General features: G+C 57.6%; 22 protein-coding genes and 4 tRNA genes. 17 read left to right on the top strand and 9 right to left on the bottom strand.

All coding sequences use genetic code 11. The features are described 5' to 3' along the window. Nucleotides 1-26: 26 nt before the first annotated feature. On the top strand, nucleotides 27-1,088 hold the full coding sequence (locus tag CKW15_RS16995; protein WP_095059669.1) for an AI-2E family transporter: 1,062 nt from the start codon (nucleotides 27-29) through the stop codon (nucleotides 1,086-1,088). Here CKW15_RS16995 and CKW15_RS16990 read toward each other — a convergent pair. The 3 genes from CKW15_RS16990 to CKW15_RS16980 all read right to left on the bottom strand — a co-directional run bounded on the left by CKW15_RS16990 (nucleotide 1,085) and on the right by CKW15_RS16980 (nucleotide 2,197). After that, nucleotides 1,085-1,276 carry a hypothetical protein gene (locus CKW15_RS16990; RefSeq protein ID WP_095059668.1) on the bottom strand — a complete coding sequence of 64 codons (192 nt, stop codon included), beginning with the start codon at nucleotides 1,274-1,276 and terminating at the stop codon, nucleotides 1,085-1,087. The two genes, CKW15_RS16995 and CKW15_RS16990, sit on opposite strands and share 4 nt — an antisense overlap. A 115-nt stretch (nucleotides 1,277-1,391) precedes the next feature. Then, the gene (locus tag CKW15_RS16985; protein WP_095059667.1) at nucleotides 1,392-1,586 is read right to left on the bottom strand and encodes a hypothetical protein; all 195 of its coding nucleotides are present in this window, start codon (nucleotides 1,584-1,586) and stop codon (nucleotides 1,392-1,394) included. A gap of 245 nt (nucleotides 1,587-1,831) precedes the next feature. Continuing rightward, nucleotides 1,832-2,197: a hypothetical protein gene (locus CKW15_RS16980; RefSeq protein ID WP_095059666.1), complete on the bottom strand. Its 366-nt coding sequence runs from the start codon at nucleotides 2,195-2,197 to the stop codon at nucleotides 1,832-1,834. Nucleotides 2,198-2,441: 244 nt separating this feature from the next. On the opposite strand from CKW15_RS16980, the gene CKW15_RS16975 reads away from it, so the two are divergent. After that, nucleotides 2,442-3,260, top strand: a complete 819-nt coding sequence (locus CKW15_RS16975; protein ID WP_095059665.1) for a shikimate 5-dehydrogenase — start codon at nucleotides 2,442-2,444, stop codon at nucleotides 3,258-3,260. 116 nt (nucleotides 3,261-3,376) lie between these two features. Here CKW15_RS16975 and CKW15_RS16970 read toward each other — a convergent pair whose 3' ends face one another. Beyond that, complete coding sequence (locus CKW15_RS16970; RefSeq protein WP_095059664.1) at nucleotides 3,377-4,024, bottom strand: YceH family protein; 648 nt, start codon at nucleotides 4,022-4,024, stop codon at nucleotides 3,377-3,379. Nucleotides 4,025-4,149: 125 nt separating this feature from the next. Between CKW15_RS16970 and CKW15_RS16965 the strand changes: the two genes are divergently transcribed. Continuing rightward, on the top strand, nucleotides 4,150-4,659 hold the full coding sequence (locus CKW15_RS16965) for a DUF1993 family protein (protein ID WP_095059663.1): 510 nt from the start codon (nucleotides 4,150-4,152) through the stop codon (nucleotides 4,657-4,659). Between the two features lie 185 nt (nucleotides 4,660-4,844). On the opposite strand, the gene sstT is transcribed toward CKW15_RS16965, so the two are convergent. Continuing rightward, a complete protein-coding gene (gene sstT, locus CKW15_RS16960; protein ID WP_095059662.1) occupies nucleotides 4,845-6,077 on the bottom strand; it encodes a serine/threonine transporter SstT in 1,233 nt (410 codons plus the stop codon). A gap of 308 nt (nucleotides 6,078-6,385) precedes the next feature. On the opposite strand from sstT, the gene CKW15_RS16955 reads away from it, so the two are divergent. Beyond that, nucleotides 6,386-7,540, top strand: coding sequence for an MFS transporter (locus CKW15_RS16955; protein ID WP_095059661.1), 1,155 nt, complete (start codon nucleotides 6,386-6,388; stop codon nucleotides 7,538-7,540). A 4-nt stretch (nucleotides 7,541-7,544) separates the two neighbouring features. On the opposite strand, the gene nhaR is transcribed toward CKW15_RS16955, so the two are convergent. Continuing rightward, a complete protein-coding gene (nhaR, locus tag CKW15_RS16950; RefSeq protein WP_095059660.1) occupies nucleotides 7,545-8,444 on the bottom strand; it encodes a transcriptional activator NhaR in 900 nt (299 codons plus the stop codon). A gap of 161 nt (nucleotides 8,445-8,605) precedes the next feature. On the opposite strand from nhaR, the gene CKW15_RS16945 reads away from it, so the two are divergent. Together CKW15_RS16945 and CKW15_RS16940 are read left to right on the top strand one after the other, a co-directional pair. After that, a complete protein-coding gene (locus CKW15_RS16945; protein WP_095059659.1) occupies nucleotides 8,606-8,848 on the top strand; it encodes a hypothetical protein in 243 nt (80 codons plus the stop codon). A 28-nt stretch (nucleotides 8,849-8,876) separates the two neighbouring features. After that, nucleotides 8,877-9,623: a TerC family protein gene (locus CKW15_RS16940; protein ID WP_095059658.1), complete on the top strand. Its 747-nt coding sequence runs from the start codon at nucleotides 8,877-8,879 to the stop codon at nucleotides 9,621-9,623. A gap of 79 nt (nucleotides 9,624-9,702) precedes the next feature. On the opposite strand, the gene CKW15_RS28500 is transcribed toward CKW15_RS16940, so the two are convergent. Further along, nucleotides 9,703-9,873, bottom strand: coding sequence for a hypothetical protein (locus tag CKW15_RS28500; RefSeq protein WP_177408841.1), 171 nt, complete (start codon nucleotides 9,871-9,873; stop codon nucleotides 9,703-9,705). A 178-nt stretch (nucleotides 9,874-10,051) separates the two neighbouring features. On the opposite strand from CKW15_RS28500, the gene CKW15_RS16935 reads away from it, so the two are divergent. The 3 genes from CKW15_RS16935 (at nucleotide 10,052) to CKW15_RS16925 (ending at nucleotide 11,305) form a co-directional block, all read left to right on the top strand. Beyond that, nucleotides 10,052-10,771 carry a peptidase C39 family protein gene (locus CKW15_RS16935; protein WP_095059657.1) on the top strand — a complete coding sequence of 240 codons (720 nt, stop codon included), beginning with the start codon at nucleotides 10,052-10,054 and terminating at the stop codon, nucleotides 10,769-10,771. 94 nt (nucleotides 10,772-10,865) lie between these two features. Next, on the top strand, nucleotides 10,866-11,078 hold the full coding sequence (locus CKW15_RS16930) for a DUF6021 family protein (RefSeq protein ID WP_095059656.1): 213 nt from the start codon (nucleotides 10,866-10,868) through the stop codon (nucleotides 11,076-11,078). 11 nt (nucleotides 11,079-11,089) lie between these two features. Beyond that, nucleotides 11,090-11,305: a hypothetical protein gene (locus tag CKW15_RS16925; RefSeq protein WP_095059655.1), complete on the top strand. Its 216-nt coding sequence runs from the start codon at nucleotides 11,090-11,092 to the stop codon at nucleotides 11,303-11,305. Nucleotides 11,306-11,423: 118 nt separating this feature from the next. Here CKW15_RS16925 and pbpG read toward each other — a convergent pair whose 3' ends face one another. Further along, nucleotides 11,424-12,362 (bottom strand): D-alanyl-D-alanine endopeptidase, encoded by a 939-nt coding sequence (gene pbpG / locus CKW15_RS16920; protein ID WP_095059654.1) that lies wholly within the window; start codon nucleotides 12,360-12,362, stop codon nucleotides 11,424-11,426. 224 nt (nucleotides 12,363-12,586) lie between these two features. Beyond that, nucleotides 12,587-13,441, bottom strand: a complete 855-nt coding sequence (gene folD, locus CKW15_RS16915; protein WP_095059653.1) for a bifunctional methylenetetrahydrofolate dehydrogenase/methenyltetrahydrofolate cyclohydrolase FolD — start codon at nucleotides 13,439-13,441, stop codon at nucleotides 12,587-12,589. Nucleotides 13,442-13,715: 274 nt separating this feature from the next. On the opposite strand from folD, the gene CKW15_RS16910 reads away from it, so the two are divergent. The 8 genes from CKW15_RS16910 to lon all read left to right on the top strand — a co-directional run bounded on the left by CKW15_RS16910 (nucleotide 13,716) and on the right by lon (nucleotide 20,660). Further along, a tRNA-Arg gene (locus tag CKW15_RS16910) sits at nucleotides 13,716-13,792 on the top strand. 32 nt (nucleotides 13,793-13,824) lie between these two features. Further along, nucleotides 13,825-13,900, top strand: a tRNA-His gene (locus CKW15_RS16905). Nucleotides 13,901-13,957: 57 nt separating this feature from the next. Continuing rightward, nucleotides 13,958-14,042: transfer RNA gene (locus tag CKW15_RS16900), tRNA-Leu, on the top strand. 76 nt (nucleotides 14,043-14,118) lie between these two features. Further along, a tRNA-His gene (locus tag CKW15_RS16895) sits at nucleotides 14,119-14,194 on the top strand. Nucleotides 14,195-14,580: 386 nt separating this feature from the next. Beyond that, nucleotides 14,581-15,891: a trigger factor gene (tig, locus tag CKW15_RS16890; protein WP_095059652.1), complete on the top strand. Its 1,311-nt coding sequence runs from the start codon at nucleotides 14,581-14,583 to the stop codon at nucleotides 15,889-15,891. Between the two features lie 93 nt (nucleotides 15,892-15,984). Beyond that, nucleotides 15,985-16,620 (top strand): ATP-dependent Clp endopeptidase proteolytic subunit ClpP, encoded by a 636-nt coding sequence (gene clpP, locus CKW15_RS16885; protein WP_017339698.1) that lies wholly within the window; start codon nucleotides 15,985-15,987, stop codon nucleotides 16,618-16,620. A gap of 112 nt (nucleotides 16,621-16,732) precedes the next feature. Continuing rightward, nucleotides 16,733-18,016 (top strand): ATP-dependent Clp protease ATP-binding subunit ClpX, encoded by a 1,284-nt coding sequence (clpX, locus tag CKW15_RS16880; protein WP_007982210.1) that lies wholly within the window; start codon nucleotides 16,733-16,735, stop codon nucleotides 18,014-18,016. Between the two features lie 247 nt (nucleotides 18,017-18,263). Further along, a complete protein-coding gene (gene lon / locus CKW15_RS16875) occupies nucleotides 18,264-20,660 on the top strand; it encodes an endopeptidase La (RefSeq protein WP_095059651.1) in 2,397 nt (798 codons plus the stop codon). Nucleotides 20,661-20,756: the final 96 nt, after the last annotated feature.

Raw genomic sequence — 20,756 nt, 5'->3', positions numbered from 1 at the left:
GTCCGGCGCACTGGCATGGATCGGACATGAACGAAGAATCGCTCAGAGACAAATCGTTGGCCATCTTGCTGTTTCTGGTGAGCATCGCGTTCATCTGGATACTGCTGCCGTTTTACGGCGCGGTGTTCTGGGCGGTGATCCTCGGGATCCTCTTTGCGCCCTTGCAGCACCAACTGCAATTGAAATTCGGCTGGCAGCGCAATCTCACGACGCTGCTCACATTGAGCATCTGTTTGCTGATTGCGATCCTGCCCGTGATTATCCTCGGTATTTTCCTGGTCCAGGAGGGTACCGAGCTTTACAAGCGCATTGAAAGCGGCGAGCTGGACATCGCCGGGTATGTGTTGCAGTTCAAGCACAGCCTGCCGCCTTATTTCCAGAATTTGCTCGACCGCTTCGACATGGGCGAGCTGAACGGGTTGCGCGAAAAAATCATCAAGAGCGCCATGTCCGGTAATGAGTTCGTCGCCACCCAGGCCTTCAGTTTTGGTCAGGGGACATTCGAATTCATCCTCAGTTTTTTTATCATGCTGTACATGCTGTTTTTCTTCCTGCGCGATGGTGCGGAGCTCGCACGCAAAGTGCGCATGGCCGTGCCGCTTGAGGAAAACCAAAAGCGCCGGTTGCAACTCAAGCTCAATCGCGTGGTGCGGGCCACAGTGAAGGGCAACCTGGTGGTGGCGATCACGCAGGGTGCATTGGGCGGTTTGATTTTCTGGTTTCTGGACATTCCCAGCGCATTGATCTGGGCGGTGTTGATGGCGTTTCTGTCGCTGTTGCCAGCGGTGGGGGCGGGGATTATCTGGGCGCCGGTCGCCGCGTTTTTCCTGCTCACCGGTGCGATCTGGCAAGGGGTGACGCTGGTATTGTTCGGCGTGTTTGTGATCGGCCTGGTGGATAACGTGTTGCGCCCGATCCTCGTGGGCAAGGACACCAAGATGCCGGACTACCTGATCCTGATCTCAACCATCGGCGGCCTGGCGATTTTTGGTTTGAACGGTTTCGTCATCGGCCCGTTGATTGCGGCCCTGTTCATGTCGAGCTGGGCCATTTTCATCGAAACCAAACCGCGGGTTCAGCTGCCTTAGGCGCTGATTTTTCCGGGCTGGCCGGTGCCGACCCGTTGCGACAGCACCTGGGCGTCGGGCAGCGAAGTGAGCGGGCCGCTGATGGGTTCGCCGTCCTGCATCAGGTACCAGCAGGCGAGCAGGCCCGATGCTCTGAGCGAGGCGGGAACGGCGCTGCCGATAACGGACATGATTTGAACCTGAGACATGCTGAGAACCTCCATCAATCTGTGGAGGTACCTTACGTTCGCGGGGCGGCAACGAAAAATCAACGCGTTTGATAGTGGACATTGATGCGACGGTGGGCAAACGACCGGCTGTCGCTCAGTCGACCACCTGATCGAGCAAATGGACCACTTCCTGCTCATTGAGCAGACCTTTACGCACCAGGCTCTGGGTCAGCAGCGAGAGAAACTTGGCGTTTCGGTGACCTTCCAGGTGCTTGAGCTCGGTCAGTACGTTGTACACCTTGCTGGAGGTGCACAGACCGACAATGCGGTGCGGGTTTTGCGTGGGCATGGCGTCGTCCTTGTTGTTGGTTTTGACAGACAAGCCCGAGCTTGCGGACCTGACATGACAGAAATATGACCGCTTGCTACCGCACGGCAGAAACAGTGACGAATCAGTCTTGCCAATTTGCGTCTACCGCGCATTCCTGAGAGCGACCTCGACGAGATTTATCCAGACCTTGTGGCGAGGGAGCTTGCTCCCTCGCCACAGGTTCAACGTTGCAATCAAGCGGTCAGCATTTTCTGATGTACCTGTTACCAGCGGCCGTATCCGCGATGCGGGCCATAGTAGTAGCCGCGTGGCGGGCCGTAATAACCACGAGGTGGGCCGTAGTAAACCGGGGCCGGTCGGTAATAGATGGGTTGTTGCACGTAGACCGGGGCCGGCTGGTAGTAAACCGGAGGCGGCGGTGCGTAATAAACCGGCGCGGGTTGGGCGTAGACCGGTTGCGGCGCGACATACACCGGTCGATTCGCGTTGATGAGGGCTGAACCGACGATGGCAGTACCGACAATTGCTCCGTATACCGCTGCGTCATTACCACCACCATGGGCTTGCGCCTGACCTGCGATCGCGAGTGCGCCGATCAGCAAGGCAACTGTGGGGATTTTACGGATCATGATAGTTCCTCGTTACTTCGCCCCGGCGCTTGTGTCTGCGATAGACATAAGGATTGTCGTGGGGATACCTCTAAGACAGCTTTTTTTTGCAAATCAGCACAGCCGTTGGGTAAATATTGTGTAAGGTCTGTACCGGTTTGCAGACGGTCGAGAGAGGCCGCAAACAGCTGCATAAACATGATCGATCAGAACCGATGGGCTGGCTAATCCCGTCCATCCGAAAGTGCGTTTGAAGGAGATTTCCATGCAGATGAACCCCAACAAAGACACCCAGTTGTGCATGTCGCTTTCAGGGCGGCCTGGGAACTTTGGCTTGAGATTTCACAATCATCTGTATGAGCAACTGGGCCTGAATTTTTACTACAAGGCCTTTGCCAGCCAGGACCTGCCGGGTGCAGTCGCTGGCATTCGAGCGCTACGGATCCGTGGGTGCGGCGTGTCGATGCCTTTCAAGGAAGATTGCATTGCCCTGGTCGATGAGCTGGATGCATCGGCGGCCGCCATTCAATCGATCAACACAATCGTCAACACCGACGGTCATCTCAAGGCCTACAACACCGACTACATCGCCATCGCTCAATTGCTCCAGACCCACGAAGTGCCCAAGGACTCGACCTTCGTCCTGCGTGGCAGCGGCGGCATGGCCAAAGCGGTGGCCAGTGCCCTGCGTGACGGCGGCTACACCCATGGTCTGATCGTGGCCCGCAACGAGCGCGCAGGGCAGGCATTGGCGCAATCGTTGGGATATGAATGGCAAGCGGAGCTGGGAGAGCGGCGCCCGCAGATGCTGATCAATGTCACACCGATCGGCATGACCGGTGGCCCTGAGGCTGATCAACTGGCGTTTGAGCCGGATGCCATCACGCAGGCTGAAACGGTTTTCGACGTGGTGGCTATTCCCTCGGAGACACCGCTGATCGTGCGCGGTCGTGCCGAAGGCAAACGGGTGATCACCGGGCTCGAAGTCATCGCCATCCAGGCGCTGGAGCAGTTTGTGTTGTACACCGGCGTGCGGCCGACTGAGGGGCAGTTTCGCAAAGCGGTGGAATTTGCCCGGAGTTGAACCGGTATTGACTGTACGGACGCCATCGCGAGCAAGTTTGCTCCTACAGGTGTGCACCGCAAGCCTGCTCGAGATGGCGGCGGTGCATCCAGCATTAAAGTGACTGAAAGCTCACTCTATTCCAGTCGCTCCAACCGCTCTTCCAGCGCCGCAATCCGTGCTTCCAGCTCTTCGATCCGTTCAATTGAAACGCCGCTGCCCGAACTGCGCTCCGACGGGTTCTGTCGGGCCGAGAGAATCGCTTCGATATCTGCCGGATCACCCAATGCGTGGGTATAACGATCTTCACGCTGGCCAGCCTGGCGCGGGATCAATACCGCCAGACCTCGCGCAATCAAACGCTCTAGCTGATGCACCACTTGTTCGGTGTCTTCAAACTCATGCATGCGACCACTGCGGGTCAGCAGTTCGTTGACCGTCTGCGGGCCGCGCAGGAACATCAAACCCGTCAGAATCACCTGCGCCGGCACCAGCTCCAGCGCCTTGTCCACCTTGTGCTCCCAGCGGTCGGCGCGGCTGCCCATCACCAGCTTGGCGAAACCACGTCCCTCAAGGGCGCGCAGGCTCTGCCCGACCTGGCCGGGGGTGAGGTTCATCACCGGCTCGCGGCTGGTCTTCTGGTTGCAGGCGGTTACCAGGGCGTTGAGCGTCAGCGGATAGGTTTCCGGGCTGGTGGCCTGTTTTTCGATCAACGAACCCAGAATGCGGATTTCCGTGCTGCTGAGCCGTGGCTCGTCGAAGGTTTGCTCTTGATCAGTGCTCATCGCGCTTTCCCTATGCCGTCGAAGCAGCCTAGCCTAATCCTTGCAGGATAAAAGACAAGCCGCAGGCCGGTCCGGGATGGCTATAATCGGCCCACGTTTCCTCCCGTCACCACACGAGACCTGCCATGACCATTTCCCTGTACGACGCTTCGGTGCCTGTTTTCCAGCAAATGCTCAACGCCCTGAGCGATGTGCTGAAGAAAGCCGAAGCCCACGCCACCGCCAAGAACATCGACCCGAACGCCTTCCTGCAAGCGCGCCTGTTCCCGGACATGTTCCCGCTGGTACGTCAGGTGCAGATCGCCGTTGACTTCAGCAAAGGCGTATCCGCGCGTCTGGCCGAAATCGAACTGCCGAAGTACGACGACACCGAAACCACCTTCGCCGAGCTGCAAGCGTTGATCGCCAAGGTCCTTGCCTTCATCGGCGAGATCAAGCCAGAGCAGATCAATGGCAAGGAAGGCATCGAGATCGTCACCCGTCCAGGCACGCCTAAAGAGAAGCGCTTCTCCGGTCAGGCTTACCTGCTGACCTACGGCCTGCCGCAGTTCTTCTTCCACGTCACCACCACTTACGCACTGCTGCGCCACAACGGCGTGGAAGTGGGCAAGCGCGATTACATGGGCGCGTTCTAAACCGCCCAGCTACAAAAAAGCCCGCCAAGGTTTGCGCCTTGGCGGGCTTTTTTTGTGCTTTCTGTGGACGCCCGGCTCATTGGAGATGGCAGCCTCAAGCCGTTCCTTTGTAGGAGCCAGGCTTGCCGGCGATGGCGGTCTTAAGTGCGCCATCGCCGGCAAACCGGGCTCCTACAGGATTTGTGTCAGGCCAGACGTTCGGCTTTCTGCTCTTCACCCAGGCAAGCCGCCGCGGTGAACAACACATCGGTGGACGAGTTCAGCGCGGTTTCCGCCGAGTCCTGCAACACACCAATGATGAAACCGACCGCCACCACCTGCATGGCGATTTCGCTCGGGATGCCGAACAGGCTGCACGCCAGCGGAATCAGCAGCAGCGAACCGCCTGCCACACCCGAGGCGCCACAGGCGCAGATTGCGGCAACGACGCTGAGCAGAATGGCCGTTGGAATGTCCACGGCGATCCCCAGCGTGTGCACGGCGGCGAGGGTCAGCACGGTGATGGTGATCGCGGCGCCAGCCATGTTGATGGTCGCGCCCAATGGGATCGACACCGAGTAAGTGTCTTCGTGCAGGCCCAGACGCTTGCTCAATTCCAGGTTGACCGGAATGTTCGCCGCCGAACTGCGGGTAAAGAACGCGGTGATGCCGCTCTCGCGCAGGCAGGTCAGCACCAGCGGGTACGGGTTGCGACGCAGTTTCCAGAACACGATCAGCGGGTTCATCACCAGTGCCACGAACAGCATGCAGCCCAGCAGCACGGCCAGCAGGTGAGCGTAACCGATCAACGCGCCGAAACCGGAGGTGGCCAGGGTCGAGGCCACCAGACCGAAAATACCCAGCGGGGCAAAGCTGATGACCAGGCGCACGATCACGGTCACGCCATTGGACAGGTCGCCCAGCACTTCGCGAGTGGTGTTGCCCGCGTGGCGAATGGCGATGCCCATGCCGATGGCCCAGGCGAGAATGCCGATGAAGTTGGCATTCATCAGCGCACTGACGGGGTTATCGACCACGCTCAGCAGCAGACTTTGCAGCACTTCACCGATACCACCCGGTGCCGTCACCGCGACGTCCTGAGTCGACAGCACCAGGCTCGACGGAAACATCATACTGGCCACCACCGCGACCACCGCGGCGGCGAAAGTGCCCAGCAGATAAAGGAACAGAATCGGCCGGATATGAGTTTCCTGGCCGTGCTTGTGGTTGGCGATGGAGGCCATGACCAGCACAAACACCAGAATCGGCGCGACCGCTTTCAGCGCGCAGACAAACACTTTGCCGATAAACGCAGTCGACTTCGCCGCTTCAGGCGCAATCAAGGCCAGGACAATACCGGCGATAAGGCCGATCACGATTTGCGTGACCAGGCTCAGGCGTTTCAGGCGGAGCAGTAGAGAAGGGGATGAAGCAGTCATAAAACGGCATCTCTGAATTTTTATAAGTGCGTGGTTTCACCGTGGTTGCAGCAACAAACGGGGCAGGCCGCAGGCGGGAAACCGAAAAGGAAACACTGGGTGTACGTTTTTCAGGGCGCGGACTTTATCACAGCGTAGGCAGGATCTTTCAGACCTGTGACGAACTGCCACCATGGCAATCAACGCGAAATGCAGGTTCGTGCAACCGCCTGTGGAAGCACTCTGTTAAGATTCGCCATCCTCATTTTCATCTCTGCCAGTGGGCCTTCGGGCTATCGCTGGTGTCGTCGTTTTTTCTGGAGTTCTGCATGCTGTTGCCGATTCTTCTGTTGTCCGCCGCCGGTTTTACGGTGCTGACCACGGAATTCATCATCGTTGGCCTGTTGCCGGCGATTGCCCGGGATCTGGACGTCAGCATCCCGCAAGCGGGTTTACTGGTGACCCTGTTCGCCTTCACCGTCGCCGCATTCGGGCCGTTCCTTACCGCGTATTTCTCCCGCTTCGAGCGGCGCAAGCTGTTCATTTCGGTGTTGATCCTGTTCGGTATGGCCAACGCGGTCGCGGCGCTGGCACCGAATATCTGGGTGATGGCGTTTGCCCGATTGGTCCCGGCGCTGGGGCTGCCAGTGTTCTGGGCCTTGGCCAGCGAGACGGCGGTGGACATCGTTGGGCCGGACTATGCCGGGCGCGCCGTTGCCAAGATCGGCTTCGGCATCGTCTGCGCCACGGTGTTCGGCATTCCGGTGGGCACGCTGATTTCGGATGCATTCGGCTGGCGCAGTGCGTTCGGCATTCTGGCGGTCATCGCTTTCGCCAAGGCGTTGCTGCTGTTTATCTATTTGCCGAAAACCAACTTGCACCAGCATCAGGCGAGCTTTCGCTCGCAATTCAGCATCCTGCGCAGCCCGCTGATACTCGGGCACATCTTGCTATCGGTCGTGGTGTTCAGCGGCATGTTCACCGCGTACACCTATCTGGCGGATATTCTTGAGCGGCTCGCCGGTTTCAATGGCACGGTGGTTGGCTGGTGCCTGATGGGCTTCGGTGCGGTCGGGCTGATCGGCAACTCGTTGGGCGGTCGCGCGGTGGATCGTCACCCGCTGGTGGCATCGATGATGTTCTGCGCGTTCATGATCGCCGGCCTGGTGGCGCTGGTGCCGAACATTCATTCGCCCGTCGGGCTGGCGGCGGCCATGGGCATCTGGGGCGTGACTCAGGCCGCGCTGTTCTTGGTCAGCCATGTGCGCTTGATGAAAGTCGCGCCGGAAGCGCCGGCATTCGCCGCGTCCTTGAACATTGCCGGGGCCAACTTCGGCATCGGCCTGGGCGCCATGATCGGCGGGCGGGTGATCGACAGCGTTGGCCTGCAAGGTCTTGGCTTCGCGGCGGCCGGTTTTATCCTCGCCTCGATCCTGCTGGCAATTGCGCTGATGTCGTTCAAAGCTCGCGAAGTCTGTGCCTGAAACGTCACAACTCGGTAAACAACTGGCGTCGGGCACCTTCGGTAATGGCGACGATGCCGGGGTGCTTGACCTTGCGTTCGACCGAAATGGCGTAGAACGACTCCGTCACCGCGTCGGTCTGGCCAATCACCGCCACGCCGCATTGGCGTTTCACTTCATCGGCAATCACGCTCGGGCCAATGAAAATCCCGCTGCCGGATTGGCCGAAGGCCTGCATCAAGGCGCTGTCGTCGAACTCACCGACAATCTGCGGCTGGATCTGCTGCTCGGCGAACCAACGCTGCAAACGGCTGCGCACCACGGTTTCCGGACCGGGGATCAACAACGGCGCACCGTGCAGGTTACGCGGGAAATCTTCGCCGTAACGGGCGGCGAGTTCCGGAGTGGCGAAAAAGCTGATCCCGCATTCCCCCAGCTTCTGGCTATAACCCTTGATGTCCAGGTGCGACGGCATCGGGCTGTCGGAAATCACCAGGTCCAGGCGCTGGATCGCCAGGTCGGCGAGCAGGCGCTCCAGTTTGTCTTCGCGGCAGGTGATACGCAGCGGCTCGCTCAGTTCCATGGTCGGTGCGATCAGGCGATAAACGATGGATTTGGGGACAACGTCGGCGACGCCAACGCGAAACAGGATTTGCTGTTCATTGGGTTGGGCGCGCAACATCAACTCCAGTTCGCCCCCCAGCTGAAACATTTGTTCGGCGTAGGGCAGGGTCTGCCGACCGGCCTCGGTGAGTTCCAGTTGCCGACCAACCCGGCGAAACAACTCGATGCCATAGGTCTGTTCCAGCAGTGAAATCTGCCCGCTGATCGTTTGCGGCGTGAGGTTCAGCTGTTCACAGGCGCGCACGATGCTGCCGGTTTTGGCCACCACCCAGAAGTAATGCAGTTGCCGATAGTTGAGCATGGCTGAGTTCCCCCTACATACAGCGATTGCTCGCTGGATTCGTAAAAACCGAAGTATAGCCGCTAAAAATACGAATTTTCCTGAAGTGTTTGTCCCCCTAGAATGCATCGCTATTAACGGGCCATCGTTTCGGCCTCGTTTGTTCTATCGAGGAAAACATCATGAAGGTTAAAGCCACGGCACTGCTGATTACGTCTTTACTGGTACTGGCCGGTTGCGACCAGGCCGAGAAAAGCGCTCAACAATTGATGGGCAAGGCTGCCGAAAGCGCCAAACAGGCGATTGACGATACCCACAAAGCCGCCGAGCAAGCGCTCAGCGATGCCACGGGCAGTTTGATCAGCAAGAAAGAATCAACGGAAAAAGATGCGGAAAAAACCGAATCTTCTTCCCAGGAAATCTAAACGTCTTACAACGAGTCAGGACTGACCCATGGAATACCTTTTACAACTTGCCGCCAGCCCCGCTGCCTGGGTCGCTTTGTCGACGCTGATCGTGATGGAAATCGTGCTTGGCATCGATAACCTGATCTTCATCTCGATCCTGACCAACAAACTGCCCCTGAAAAATCGGCAGAAGGCACGCCGTATCGGTATCGGCATGGCATTGATCCTGCGCCTGGGCTTGCTGAGCACCATCGCCTTCATCGTCCAGTTGACCGCGCCGGTGATCGAGATACTCGGCCATGCGCTCTCCTGGAAGGACATGATCCTGATTGCCGGTGGCCTGTTCCTGTTGTGGAAGGCAACCTCCGAGATCCATCACAGCATGGACCCGGCGCCAGAAGATCCGAAGTCGGCGACATCGACCGTGACCCTGGGTTTTGCTGCGGCGATCGGTCAGATCCTGATGCTGGACATGGTGTTCTCCATCGACAGCATTATTACCGCTGTCGGCATGACCGAGCATTTGCCGATCATGGTCATCGCAGTGGTGGTGTCGGTGCTGGTGATGTTGTTCGCGGCTGATCCGCTGGCCAAGTTCATCAACGACAACCCGACCGTGGTGATGTTGGCCCTGGGCTTCCTGATCATGATCGGTATGACGCTGATCGCCGAAGGCTTCGGGGCCCACGTACCGAAAGGTTACGTCTATGCGGCGATGGCATTCTCGGCGACAGTCGAGGTGCTGAACATACTGCGTCGCAACCGGCATCAGCGCTTGGCTGCTGAAGCCTGATCCTCGCTAAATGAAACGGCCGCCTGGACTCCAAGGGAGTACAGGCGGCCGTTTTTGTTTGTGTCCCGTTAAAAAATCGTCAGTGTGCGCTGGCGTGTGAAACCGGCGATTCTTCGTTTTTCGCCAGCGGCGCTGGCTGAACAGGGTGGTGATGGTGGCGGCGGGTAACTCGCAGAACCCCCCATAACATGGCGGCGGCGACGGCCAGCCAACCGGAAATCAACATCACGATGGTCATTGCCAGGCTCATCTGTGCCTCCTCTTTGCCCTGCTGCGGGCGCACTCGCTGTGCTTCTGCTCTTTAGAACACAGTCTAGCCGTTGCTGTATTTCAGGCTATTGACCAAAGGTCGGCTACCACCAACCAGTTCGCTCTATCCAATACACTCAACTACCGTTTAAGGCTATACCGACGCCGCGCCGCCCCCTATGATCGTCGGCCAAGCCGGGAATGGGATTGCCTGGCAACTGAATAAGAGAGTGATGATGGTGCGAGTGATTTCTCGAACGCTATCGGTGGCGCTGATCGTGGCCAGCCTGGCGGGTTGTGCGGGGAGCGTTGATCCGCAGGTCAAACGCCTGCCGGAGCGTGTCGAGCTCAGTGGTCGTTTCTACAAAGGCGTCGCGAACCAGAGTGGGCCGCAAGTGCTGGCGAGCATGTTGTCCCAGCAGGGGATCGTGATCACGCCGGGCCTGCTCGATAAGCCTTTGCATTTGCCGGGCGCAGAAGCGCAGCTGCAACAGAACATGCAAAACCTTGCCCGTGAATATGGAATGGTTGTTTATCCACTCGACAGTAATCTGCCCGCCTTGTTGACCCAGGTGGCGGCCGGTTATCCGGTGATGGTGCGCTTCACGGAAGGCTCTGTGATGTGGACCGAGCCTCGTTACGCGATTCTTTCCGGATACAATCGCCAGAAACAGACCGTCCTGCTGCGGGCCGGCATGAATCGAAACACGCGGATGAGCTTCAGCTCGTTCGAATCAGCGTTCAAGGACGCTGGCGGTTGGGCGGTCTTGATCCAGAGCCCGACGCAAATCCCGGCCCAGGTCGATCAACAGCGCTGGCTCAAGGCCGCGAACGACCTGGCCCAGGCCGGTCAGGAACAGGCAGCCGCCAAAGCTAAACAAGCCTTGGCCGGACAGTAACTCCGTTCGTCACCTGCCGGGCACCTGCGCCCGTTAACAACCTCTGATCTGTACAGGCCCGAATTGTTTCGGGCCATACGATCAGGAGGCGCCCATGGCTCATTCCACTACGCCCGAGGGCCCACACTCGTCTGAACAGTCTTCCGGGGATGAACTTGGTTTCGACCCCGACTCTCCGGATCTGGCTGATCCTCAAGTCGATCCCACAGGTCCGGCCAAAGCGCCGCGGGATATAAAACCGGGCGACAACTCCAAGGTTCCGGCGAAGCCCTACGATCCCCTTGGCGATCTGAAACCACGGACTTGATGGAGGTGTGTATGTCTACCGATTCGAGTTTCGATGACAAGCGTCCGGAAACGGTTCCTACCACTCCCGAGCAAGACCCTGACCCGGTGATGGACCCGAACAGCCCGTTACGCGATCCGCTGGTGCGGCCAACGGTGGTGCCGACTGAGCATCCAAAGGGATGGCGAGATCCGAGCACTGGCGACGGCATTCCGGATGATGACCAGATGCCGCTGCCTAATGATTAATCGCTAGAAAAAACTGTGGCGAGGGAGCCTGCTTCTGCTGGACAGCGTAGCTGTCCCATGGGGCCGCTTCGCAGCCCAGCGGGAGCAGGCTCCCTCACCACAGGTTCGTGTCGCGTTGTTACTTCGAGGCTTCAACCACGCCGCTCTGGCGTTGCTTGAGGTTTTTGTCCGATTTGTACTGCAACGCTACGGACGGCACCGTCGCGCTGTTGCCGGTTTCGACCCATTTGCGAATGCGCGTGGCATCGGCGAAGTGGGTGTACTTGCCGTATGCGTCAAGAATGACCAGCGCAACCGGGCGGTTAGCCATATGGGTCACCAGCACCAGGCAGTGACCAGCAGCGTTGGTAAAACCGGTCTTGGTCAGTTCGATGTTCCAGTTCGGCTTGTTGACCAGGTGATCGGTGTTGCGAAAACCCAGGCTGTAATTGGGTTTGCGGAACGACACGGTTTTTTGTTTGGTGGTGCTCAGCTCTGTCAGCAAGGGGTGCTTGTGCGCGGCGACCAATAGCTTGCTCAGGTCGCGCGCGGTGGACACGTTGCGCGGTGACAGGCCGGTCGGTTCGACAAAGTGCGTGCTGGTCATGCCCAGTGCCCTTGCCTTGGCGTTCATGGCGGCAATAAACGCTACGTAGCCGCCCGGATAGTGGTGGGCCAGGCTCGCGGCGGCACGGTTCTCCGAAGACATCAGCGCAATCAGCAACATTTCCCGGCGTGGCATCTCGCTGTTGAGCTTGACCCGGGAAAACACGCCCTTCATTTCCGGGGTGTCACTGATGTTGATGTTGATGTACTCGTCCATATTTTGGCGGGCTTCGACCACCACCAGACCGGTCATCAACTTGCTGACGGAAGCGATGGGTACCACCACGTCCGGGTTATTGGCATAGATGACTTTGTTGGTCTGTAAATCCACCAGCAAAGTGCTGCCGGACGCGAGCTTGAGTCGTGTGTTGTCCCGCGGCGCCGCGGTCGTTTCGCCAGCGCTGGCGATTGGCGTGATGAGAATCCCTGTAACGGCAAACAATAGGCTCAGGATAGAGAGGCGGATTTTCACGCTGGCAGACTCATAAGGTGTTGATAAGCCGTTTGTAACGGGCTATTTCTCAAAAGCGCGACATTCTGGAGTATGGCTGAATAACTGTCGATGGTTGTTCAACTAACAGGTGAAAGTCCTTGGAAACATGAAAAAAACGTCATTTTCCGGCGGATGGTCGATCTTTTTTTTCAGGCAAAAAAAACCCCGCGATGGGCGGGGTTCTCTTCATGCCAATCTGCAACTCAGCTGTGCAGTGTTTCAGCTGCGTACAGCGTGTTTTCCAGCAGGCAGGCGCGGGTCATCGGGCCAACGCCGCCCGGCACCGGCGTGATCCAGCCTGCGCGGGGCAGGGCGGTTTCGTAGATCACATCGCCCACCAGCTTGCCGTCTTCCTGACGGTTGATGCCGACGTCGATCACGATCGCGCCTTCCTTGATCCACTCACCCTTGACCAGGCCCGGTTTGCCGGCCGCGACCACGACCAGATCGGCGCGACCCACGTGGCCGGCCAGATCCTTGGTGAAGCGGTGGGTGACGGTCACGGTGCAACCGGCCAGCAACAGCTCCATCGCCATCGGACGACCAACAATGTTGGATGCGCCGACAACGACTGCATTCATCCCGTACAAATCGGCACCGGTGCTTTCCAGCAAGGTCATGATGCCTTTAGGGGTGCAAGGACGCAGCAGTGGAATGCGCTGGGCCAGGCGACCGACGTTATAAGGATGGAAGCCGTCGACGTCCTTGTCTGGACGAATGCGCTCCAGCAATTTGGAGGCGTCCAGATGCTCTGGGAGTGGAAGCTGAAGGAGAACGCCGTCGATCGCCGGGTCGTCGTTCAAACGATCGATCAGATCGGTCAGCGCTTCTTGAGTGGTTTCGGAAGGCAGGTCATAAGCTTGAGAAAGGAAGCCGACCTCTTCACAGTCTTTACGCTTGTGCGAGACATAAACCTGAGAGGCAGGATCGCTGCCGACCAGGATCACCGCGAGGCCCGGTGTGCGCAGGCCTTGCTGGCGACGCTCGGTGACGCGTAGGGCGATCTGCTGGCGCAGGCTGGCGGCGATCGATTTGCCGTCGATAAGTTGTGCAGTCATTGCGCGTGATTAACCATCGAGAGGGGAAAAAAAGAGAACGCATTCTCGCATGTCATGAGGTGAGGGCAAAGGCGCTTGGTCTGCAAATTCCTCTAACCCCTTTAATTAAATGAATTTTTTATAAAAAGGATTTGACGACCTCCGGGGCGCTCTATACTATTCGTCGCACTTGTCGGGCACAGCCTAGCACTGGTTGAGAAGGTCGAGCGGAATCACAGTTCTGCAAGACCGAAAAGCACTTAGTTTGTAGTCCTTCAAGGTTACAGCTAACAAGGCGCCCGTAGCTCAGCTGGATAGAGCATCCGCCTTCTAAGCGGATGGTCGCAGGTTCGAGTCCTGCCGGGTGCGCCATTAGGCAGCTTTGGCACAAGTAACGCGATATGGTGGGCGTAGCTCAGTTGGTAGAGCACGGGATTGTGACTCCCGTTGTCGTGGGTTCGATCCCCATCGTCCACCCCATATTTCGAAAGGCGCCAGATTAACAGTCTGGCGCCTTTGCTTTAAAAGCTTCAATCCGCGGATGTGGTGGAATTGGTAGACACACTGGATTTAGGTTCCAGCGCCGCGAGGCGTAAGAGTTCGAGTCTCTTCATCCGCACCAAATAAAGCTTCGCTCATGTCGGTTGGCATGAATGGGGTTTCACAAGGAAGTCGTTCATTCTTTGTAATGCAATATGGTGGGCGTAGCTCAGTTGGTAGAGCACGGGATTGTGACTCCCGTTGTCGTGGGTTCGATCCCCATCGTCCACCCCATATTCCGAAAGGCGCCAGATTTAACAGTCTGGCGCCTTTTTTGTTTTAGTGGCTGCAGGTTCTGAGTCGCAGCGGCGGGGCGTTTCGTCGTATTTATGTTTCTCGATGATGCCGCGCTGCCCGCCGGCCTTGCTTGCAAGATCGGCTGTCAGGGAGATGATTGGCAGTCTCTTCTATATATAGAAGGGGTGGCGCAGAGCCCTGGCGTGATTGGCTGTAATTGCCATCGGGGCGAGGTGCATTCGTGCATTCGCACCTATAAATTGCCTGCTGCGTTTTTACCCGTTTTCAGTAGGGTGACTTCTTGAGTTTGACCCACTAGAATGCATGCCCTTGATTCTGGGGTCGGAAACGGCCGGCTAACGTCTGTGCAACGAGGAATATCCATGCAAGTTTCTGTTGAAAATACTACTGCTCTTGAGCGCCGCATGAGCGTCACCGTGCCGGCTGAGCGCATCGAGACTCAGGTCAACAAGCGTCTGCAGCAGACCGCCCAAAAGGCCAAGATTGCTGGCTTCCGTCCAGGCAAAGTGCCAATGAGCGAAATCAAGCGCCGTTTCGGTGCTGACGCTCGTCAGGAAGCTGTAGGCGACGTGATCCAGTCTTCTTTCTACGAAGCTGTGGTTGAGCAGAAGCTGAACCCGGCTGGTTCGCCGTCGATCGAGCCAAAATCCCTGGAAGCTGGCAAGGACCTGGAATACGTAGCCGTATTCGAAGTGTTCCCTGAGTTCACCGTTGCCGGTTTCGAAGGCATCACTGTCGAGCGCCTGAGCGCCGAAGTGACTGACGCCGATCTGGACAAGATGCTGGACGTCCTGCGCAAGCAGAACACCCGTTTCGAAGTGGCCGATCGCGCTGCCCAGAACGAAGACCAGCTGAACATCGATTTCGTCGGCAAGGTTGACGGTGAAGTGTTCGCCGGTGGTTCCGCCAAGGGCACTCAGCTGGTGCTGGGTTCCGGCCGCATGATCCCTGGCTTCGAAGAAGGCCTGGTTGGCGCTAAAGCTGGTGAAGAACGCGTTCTGAACCTGACTTTCCCAGAGGACTACCAGAACCTCGACCTGGCTGGCAAAACCGCCGAGTTCACCGTAACCGTGAACACCGTTTCCGAGCCTAAGCTGCCTGAGCTGAACGAAGAATTCTTCGCTCAATTCGGCATCAAGGAAACCGGCCTGGAAGGCTTCCGCACCGAAGTTCGCAAGAACATGGAGCGCGAGCTGCGTCAGGCGATCAAATCCAAGGTCAAGAATCAGGTAATGGACGGTCTGCTGGCCACCAACCCGATCGAAGTGCCAAAGGCTCTGCTGTCCAACGAAGTTGACCGTCTGCGCGTGCAGGCTGTTCAGCAGTTCGGCGGCAACATCAAGCCTGACCAACTGCCGGCCGAGCTGTTCGAAGAGCAAGCCAAGCGCCGCGTAGTGCTGGGTCTGATCGTGGCTGAAGTGGTCAAGCAATTCGACCTCAAGCCTGACGAAGCCCGCGTTCGCGAGATGATTCAGGAAATGGCTTCGGCCTACCAAGAGCCTGAGCAAGTTGTGTCCTGGTACTACAAGAACGACCAGCAGCTGAACGAAGTTCGTTCTGTTGTGCTGGAAGAGCAAGTTGTGGATACTGTTCTGCAGAAAGCTAGCGTGACCGACAAGTCGGTCTCTTACGAAGAAGCAGTCAAGCCGGTAGAAGCACCACAAGCCGACTGATCTTTCTTGCGGTAAGAAGCACACACCATAAGCCAGCTCTCGAGCTGGCTTATGCGTATTCAAGACATAACTATTTGGGAGTGACTGCAGAGCATGTTCCGTAATTCGTATATTCAGCAGAACTCTGATATCCAGGCCGCAGGCGGCCTGGTCCCGATGGTTGTCGAGCAGTCCGCTCGTGGCGAGCGCGCCTATGACATCTACTCGCGTCTCCTCAAGGAGCGAGTGATCTTTCTGGTTGGTCCGGTAGAGGACTACATGGCCAACCTGATCTGTGCGCAGCTGCTGTTCCTTGAAGCGGAAAACCCGGACAAGGACATCCATCTCTATATCAACTCCCCGGGCGGTTCGGTGACGGCGGGTATGTCGATCTACGACACCATGCAGTTCATCAAGCCTAACGTGTCGACCACCTGTATCGGTCAGGCGTGCAGCATGGGCGCGTTCCTGCTGACGGCCGGTGCTCCTGGCAAGCGTTTCTGCCTGCCTAACTCGCGTGTGATGATTCACCAGCCACTGGGCGGCTTCCAGGGGCAGGCATCGGATATCGAAATCCATGCCAAGGAAATCCTCTTCATTCGTGAGCGTCTCAACACGCTGATGGCCAAACACAGCGGCCGTACGCTTGAAGAAATCGAGCGCGATACCAACCGCGATAACTTCATGAGTGCAGAAGCCGCGCGTGAGTATGGGCTGATCGATGAAGTCATCACCCAGCGCCCCGCTTAAATTAAGCAGCTCAAAATAAGGTTGGTCGGCGGGTCCGATCACCAGCGGGCTTGAAAAAGCCCGCAATAGCCTTCATCTTGTGTTGCAAGCCTATCGGATTTGGATCGAACGAATGACTGACACCCGCAACGGCGAGGACAACGGCAAGCTGCTCTATTGCTCCTTCTGTGGCAAAAGCCAGCATGAAGTGCGCAAATTGATTGCCGGCCCCTCGGTCTTTATCTGCGACGAGTGCGTCGACCTGTGCAACGACATCATCCGTGAGGAGGTGCAGGAAGCCCAGGCCGAAAGCAGCGCGCATAAATTGCCTTCGCCTAAAGAAATCAGCGGCATCCTTGATCAGTACGTGATTGGTCAGGAGCGTGCAAAAAAGGTTCTGGCCGTAGCGGTGTACAACCACTACAAGCGCCTGAACCAGCGTGACAAAAAGAATGACGACGTCGAACTCGGCAAAAGCAACATTTTGCTGATCGGCCCGACAGGCTCGGGTAAGACCCTGCTTGCCGAAACACTGGCCCGTTTGCTGAACGTTCCGTTCACCATCGCCGACGCAACCACCCTCACCGAGGCGGGTTACGTGGGTGAAGATGTCGAGAACATCATTCAGAAACTGCTGCAGAAGTGCGATTACGACGTAGAAAAAGCCCAGATGGGTATTGTCTACATCGACGAAATCGACAAGATTTCCCGCAAGTCTGACAACCCGTCGATCACCCGGGACGTTTCCGGTGAGGGCGTGCAGCAGGCCTTGCTCAAGTTGATCGAAGGCACGGTCGCTTCCGTACCGCCTCAAGGTGGCCGCAAGCATCCGCAGCAGGAATTCCTGCAGGTCGACACCCGTAATATCCTGTTCATCTGCGGTGGTGCGTTCTCTGGTCTTGAGAAAGTCATTCAAAACCGTTCCACCAAGGGTGGCATCGGTTTCAACGCAGAAGTGCGCAGCAAGGAAGAAGGCAAGAAGGTTGGTGAGTCCCTGCGTGAAGTCGAGCCTGACGATCTGGTCAAGTTCGGTCTGATCCCTGAATTCGTTGGTCGTCTGCCGGTTCTTGCAACGCTGGACGAGCTTGACGAGGCTGCGCTGATGCAGATCCTCACCGAGCCGAAGAATGCTCTGACCAAGCAGTATGCCAAGCTGTTCGAGATGGAAGGCGTTGATCTGGAGTTCCGTTCCGACGCTCTCAAGTCGGTCGCCAAACGTGCCCTGGAACGCAAAACCGGTGCCCGTGGCCTGCGCTCGATTCTCGAAGGTGTATTGCTCGACACTATGTATGAGATCCCCTCGCAGTCCGAGGTGAGCAAAGTAGTGATCGATGAAAGCGTAATTGAAGGCAAATCCAAGCCACTGTATATCTACGAAAACAGTGAGCCGACTGCCAAGGCCGCGCCAGACGCTTAAGCGTCACGCAGCTGAAATAAAGAAGGGGCCTTCGGGCCCCTTTGCTATTGTGGGCCCCGTATGGGGCCGGCTTTGCCTGTGATCGCGGCCTGACAGGCGGCTTTTTCGGTCGTGCCCGGGCCACCGCAGGCAGCATTCTTTTAACTGGTACTTTTATCAGCTTGTTTTTTTCCAAAGCAGCCCCCATCTTGGTTTCAAGCTTACTTCCATCTGTTTACGGCCTTATGGCCGCCGTAGAGGCGAAATCATGAAGACAACCATCGAATTGCCTCTCCTGCCATTGCGTGATGTCGTGGTTTATCCGCACATGGTTATCCCGCTGTTCGTGGGGCGCGAGAAATCCATCGAAGCCCTCGAGGCCGCGATGACGGGCGACAAGCAGATTCTTCTGCTGGCCCAGAGAAACCCGGCTGACGATGATCCCGGTGAAGATGCCCTTTATCGCGTCGGCACCATTGCCACCGTTCTGCAGCTGCTGAAACTGCCTGACGGCACGGTCAAGGTTCTGGTCGAAGGTGAGCAGCGGGGCGCTGTAGAGCGTTTCATCGAAGTGGATGGCCACTGCCGCGCCGAAGTCTCCCTGATCGACGAAGTCGACGCGCCTGAGCGCGAGTCGGAAGTGTTCGTTCGCAGCCTGCTGTCTCAATTCGAACAATATGTGCAACTGGGCAAGAAAGTCCCGGCTGAAGTCCTGTCGTCGCTCAACAGCATCGACGAACCAGGTCGCCTGGTGGACACCATGGCTGCGCACATGGCCCTGAAGATCGAACAGAAGCAGGAAATTCTCGAAATCATCGATTTGTCGGCCCGGGTCGAGCACGTCCTGGCGTTGCTGGATGCCGAGATCGACCTGCTGCAAGTCGAAAAGCGCATTCGCGGTCGTGTCAAAAAACAAATGGAGCGCAGTCAGCGCGAGTACTACCTGAACGAGCAGATGAAGGCTATTCAGAAAGAGCTCGGCGACAGCGAGGAAGGTCACAACGAAGTCGAGGAGCTGAAAAAGCGCATCGATGCCGCTGGCCTGCCGAAAGACGCGCTGGCCAAGGCAACGGCCGAGCTGAACAAGCTCAAGCAAATGTCGCCAATGTCCGCCGAAGCCACCGTGGTGCGCTCGTACATCGACTGGCTGGTTCAGGTGCCGTGGAAGGCCCAGAGCAAAGTCCGTCTGGACCTGGCGCGTGCAGAGGACATCCTCGACGCGGACCACTATGGCCTGGAAGAAGTCAAAGAACGCATCCTCGAATACCTCGCCGTGCAAAAACGCGTGAAGAAAATTCGCGGTCCTGTGTTGTGCCTGGTCGGTCCTCCGGGGGTGGGTAAAACTTCTCTGGCGGAGTCGATTGCCCACGCCACCAACCGCAAATTCGTGCGCATGGCCCTTGGCGGTGTGCGTGACGAGGCTGAAATTCGTGGTCATCGCCGTACTTACATCGGTTCGATGCCAGGTAGATTGATTCAAAAGATGACAAAAGTGGGCGTTCGCAACCCGCTGTTCCTGCTCGATGAAATCGACAAAATGGGCAGCGACATGCGTGGCGATCCAGCGTCGGCGTTGCTGGAAGTGCTCGATCCGGAGCAGAACCACAACTTCAACGATCACTATCTGGAAGTCGATTACGACCTGTCCGATGTGATGTTCCTTTGCACCTCGAACTCCATGAACATTCCGCCGGCGCTGCTGGACCGGATGGAAGTGATTCGTCTGCCGGGCTACACGGAAGACGAGAAGATCAACATCGCCGTCAAATACCTTTCGCCGAAGCAGATTACTGCCAACGGCTTGAAGAAAGGCGAGCTGGAATTCGACGCCGACGCGATTCGCGACATCATCCGCTACTACACCCGCGAAGCCGGTGTACGGGGGCTGGAGCGCCAGATCGCCAAGGTTTGCCGCAAAACCGTCAAAGAGCATGCGTTGGAAAAACGCTTCTCGGTGAAGGTCACGGCCGACATGCTGGAACACTTCCTGGGCGTGCGTAAATTCCGCTACGGCCTGGCTGAGCAGCAGGATCAGATCGGTCAGGTGACTGGCCTGGCGTGGACGCAAGTGGGCGGCGAACTGCTGACCATCGAGGCCGCAGTCGTTCCCGGCAAGGGCCAATTGATCAAGACCGGCTCCCTGGGTGACGTCATGGTCGAATCGATCACGGCTGCCTTGACCGTTGTCCGTAGCCGGGCGAAGAGCCTGGGGATTCCTGTGGACTTCCATGAGAAGCGCGACACGCATATCCACATGCCGGAAGGGGCGACTCCGAAGGACGGCCCGAGCGCGGGCGTGGGCATGTGCACGGCCCTGGTGTCGGCGTTGACCGGCATTCCGGTTCGCGCCGATGTCGCCATGACCGGCGAAATCACCTTGCGTGGTCAGGTGCTGGCGATTGGCGGTTTGAAAGAAAAACTGCTGGCCGCTCACCGTGGCGGAATCAAGACTGTGATCATTCCTGAAGAGAACGTGCGTGATCTCAAAGAGATTCCGGACAATATCAAGCAGGATCTACAGATTAAACCGGTTAAATGGATTGACGAGGTCCTGCAAATTGCGCTGCAATACGCGCCGGAGCCCTTGCCGGATGTGGCTCCGGAGATAGTCGCGAAGGATGAGAAACGCGACGCGGATTCCAAGGAAAGAATTAGCACGCATTAGTACGTATTTGCCTGGGGGGCTTCCTTGACAGTTTTTTAGAGCCCTTGTTATAAAGCGGCTCTTAAGTGTCTGTAGGCCATTCAGCACTCGTTTTGC

This window comes from Pseudomonas sp. Irchel s3b5 (assembly GCF_900187435.1).
GTDB lineage: Bacteria > Pseudomonadota > Gammaproteobacteria > Pseudomonadales > Pseudomonadaceae > Aquipseudomonas.
The sequence above is the reverse complement of the archived record's forward strand: the minus strand, read 5'-3'. Positions and strand labels throughout refer to the sequence as shown.

Excerpts from the sequence above, each read along its gene's own strand:
- CKW15_RS16940 (WP_095059658.1), top strand. The coding sequence starts at position 8,877 with ATGGAATACCTTTTACAACTTGCCGCCAGCCCCGCTGCCTGGGTCGCT.
- CKW15_RS16985 (WP_095059667.1), bottom strand. The coding sequence starts at position 1,586 with ATGCCCACGCAAAACCCGCACCGCATTGTCGGTCTGTGCACCTCCAGC.
- nhaR (WP_095059660.1), bottom strand. The coding sequence starts at position 8,444 with ATGCTCAACTATCGGCAACTGCATTACTTCTGGGTGGTGGCCAAAACC.
- CKW15_RS16965 (WP_095059663.1), top strand. The coding sequence starts at position 4,150 with ATGACCATTTCCCTGTACGACGCTTCGGTGCCTGTTTTCCAGCAAATG.
- CKW15_RS16970 (WP_095059664.1), bottom strand. The coding sequence starts at position 4,024 with ATGAGCACTGATCAAGAGCAAACCTTCGACGAGCCACGGCTCAGCAGC.
- clpX (WP_007982210.1), top strand. The coding sequence starts at position 16,733 with ATGACTGACACCCGCAACGGCGAGGACAACGGCAAGCTGCTCTATTGC.
- CKW15_RS16990 (WP_095059668.1), bottom strand. The coding sequence starts at position 1,276 with ATGTCTCAGGTTCAAATCATGTCCGTTATCGGCAGCGCCGTTCCCGCC.
- folD (WP_095059653.1), bottom strand. The coding sequence starts at position 13,441 with ATGACTGCACAACTTATCGACGGCAAATCGATCGCCGCCAGCCTGCGC.
- CKW15_RS16930 (WP_095059656.1), top strand. The coding sequence starts at position 10,866 with ATGGCTCATTCCACTACGCCCGAGGGCCCACACTCGTCTGAACAGTCT.
- clpP (WP_017339698.1), top strand. The coding sequence starts at position 15,985 with ATGTTCCGTAATTCGTATATTCAGCAGAACTCTGATATCCAGGCCGCA.
- CKW15_RS16955 (WP_095059661.1), top strand. The coding sequence starts at position 6,386 with ATGCTGTTGCCGATTCTTCTGTTGTCCGCCGCCGGTTTTACGGTGCTG.
- CKW15_RS16945 (WP_095059659.1), top strand. The coding sequence starts at position 8,606 with ATGAAGGTTAAAGCCACGGCACTGCTGATTACGTCTTTACTGGTACTG.
- CKW15_RS16935 (WP_095059657.1), top strand. The coding sequence starts at position 10,052 with ATGATCGTCGGCCAAGCCGGGAATGGGATTGCCTGGCAACTGAATAAG.
- tig (WP_095059652.1), top strand. The coding sequence starts at position 14,581 with ATGCAAGTTTCTGTTGAAAATACTACTGCTCTTGAGCGCCGCATGAGC.
- CKW15_RS28500 (WP_177408841.1), bottom strand. The coding sequence starts at position 9,873 with ATGAGCCTGGCAATGACCATCGTGATGTTGATTTCCGGTTGGCTGGCC.
- CKW15_RS16995 (WP_095059669.1), top strand. The coding sequence starts at position 27 with ATGAACGAAGAATCGCTCAGAGACAAATCGTTGGCCATCTTGCTGTTT.
- CKW15_RS16925 (WP_095059655.1), top strand. The coding sequence starts at position 11,090 with ATGTCTACCGATTCGAGTTTCGATGACAAGCGTCCGGAAACGGTTCCT.
- CKW15_RS16980 (WP_095059666.1), bottom strand. The coding sequence starts at position 2,197 with ATGATCCGTAAAATCCCCACAGTTGCCTTGCTGATCGGCGCACTCGCG.
- lon (WP_095059651.1), top strand. The coding sequence starts at position 18,264 with ATGAAGACAACCATCGAATTGCCTCTCCTGCCATTGCGTGATGTCGTG.
- CKW15_RS16975 (WP_095059665.1), top strand. The coding sequence starts at position 2,442 with ATGCAGATGAACCCCAACAAAGACACCCAGTTGTGCATGTCGCTTTCA.
- sstT (WP_095059662.1), bottom strand. The coding sequence starts at position 6,077 with ATGACTGCTTCATCCCCTTCTCTACTGCTCCGCCTGAAACGCCTGAGC.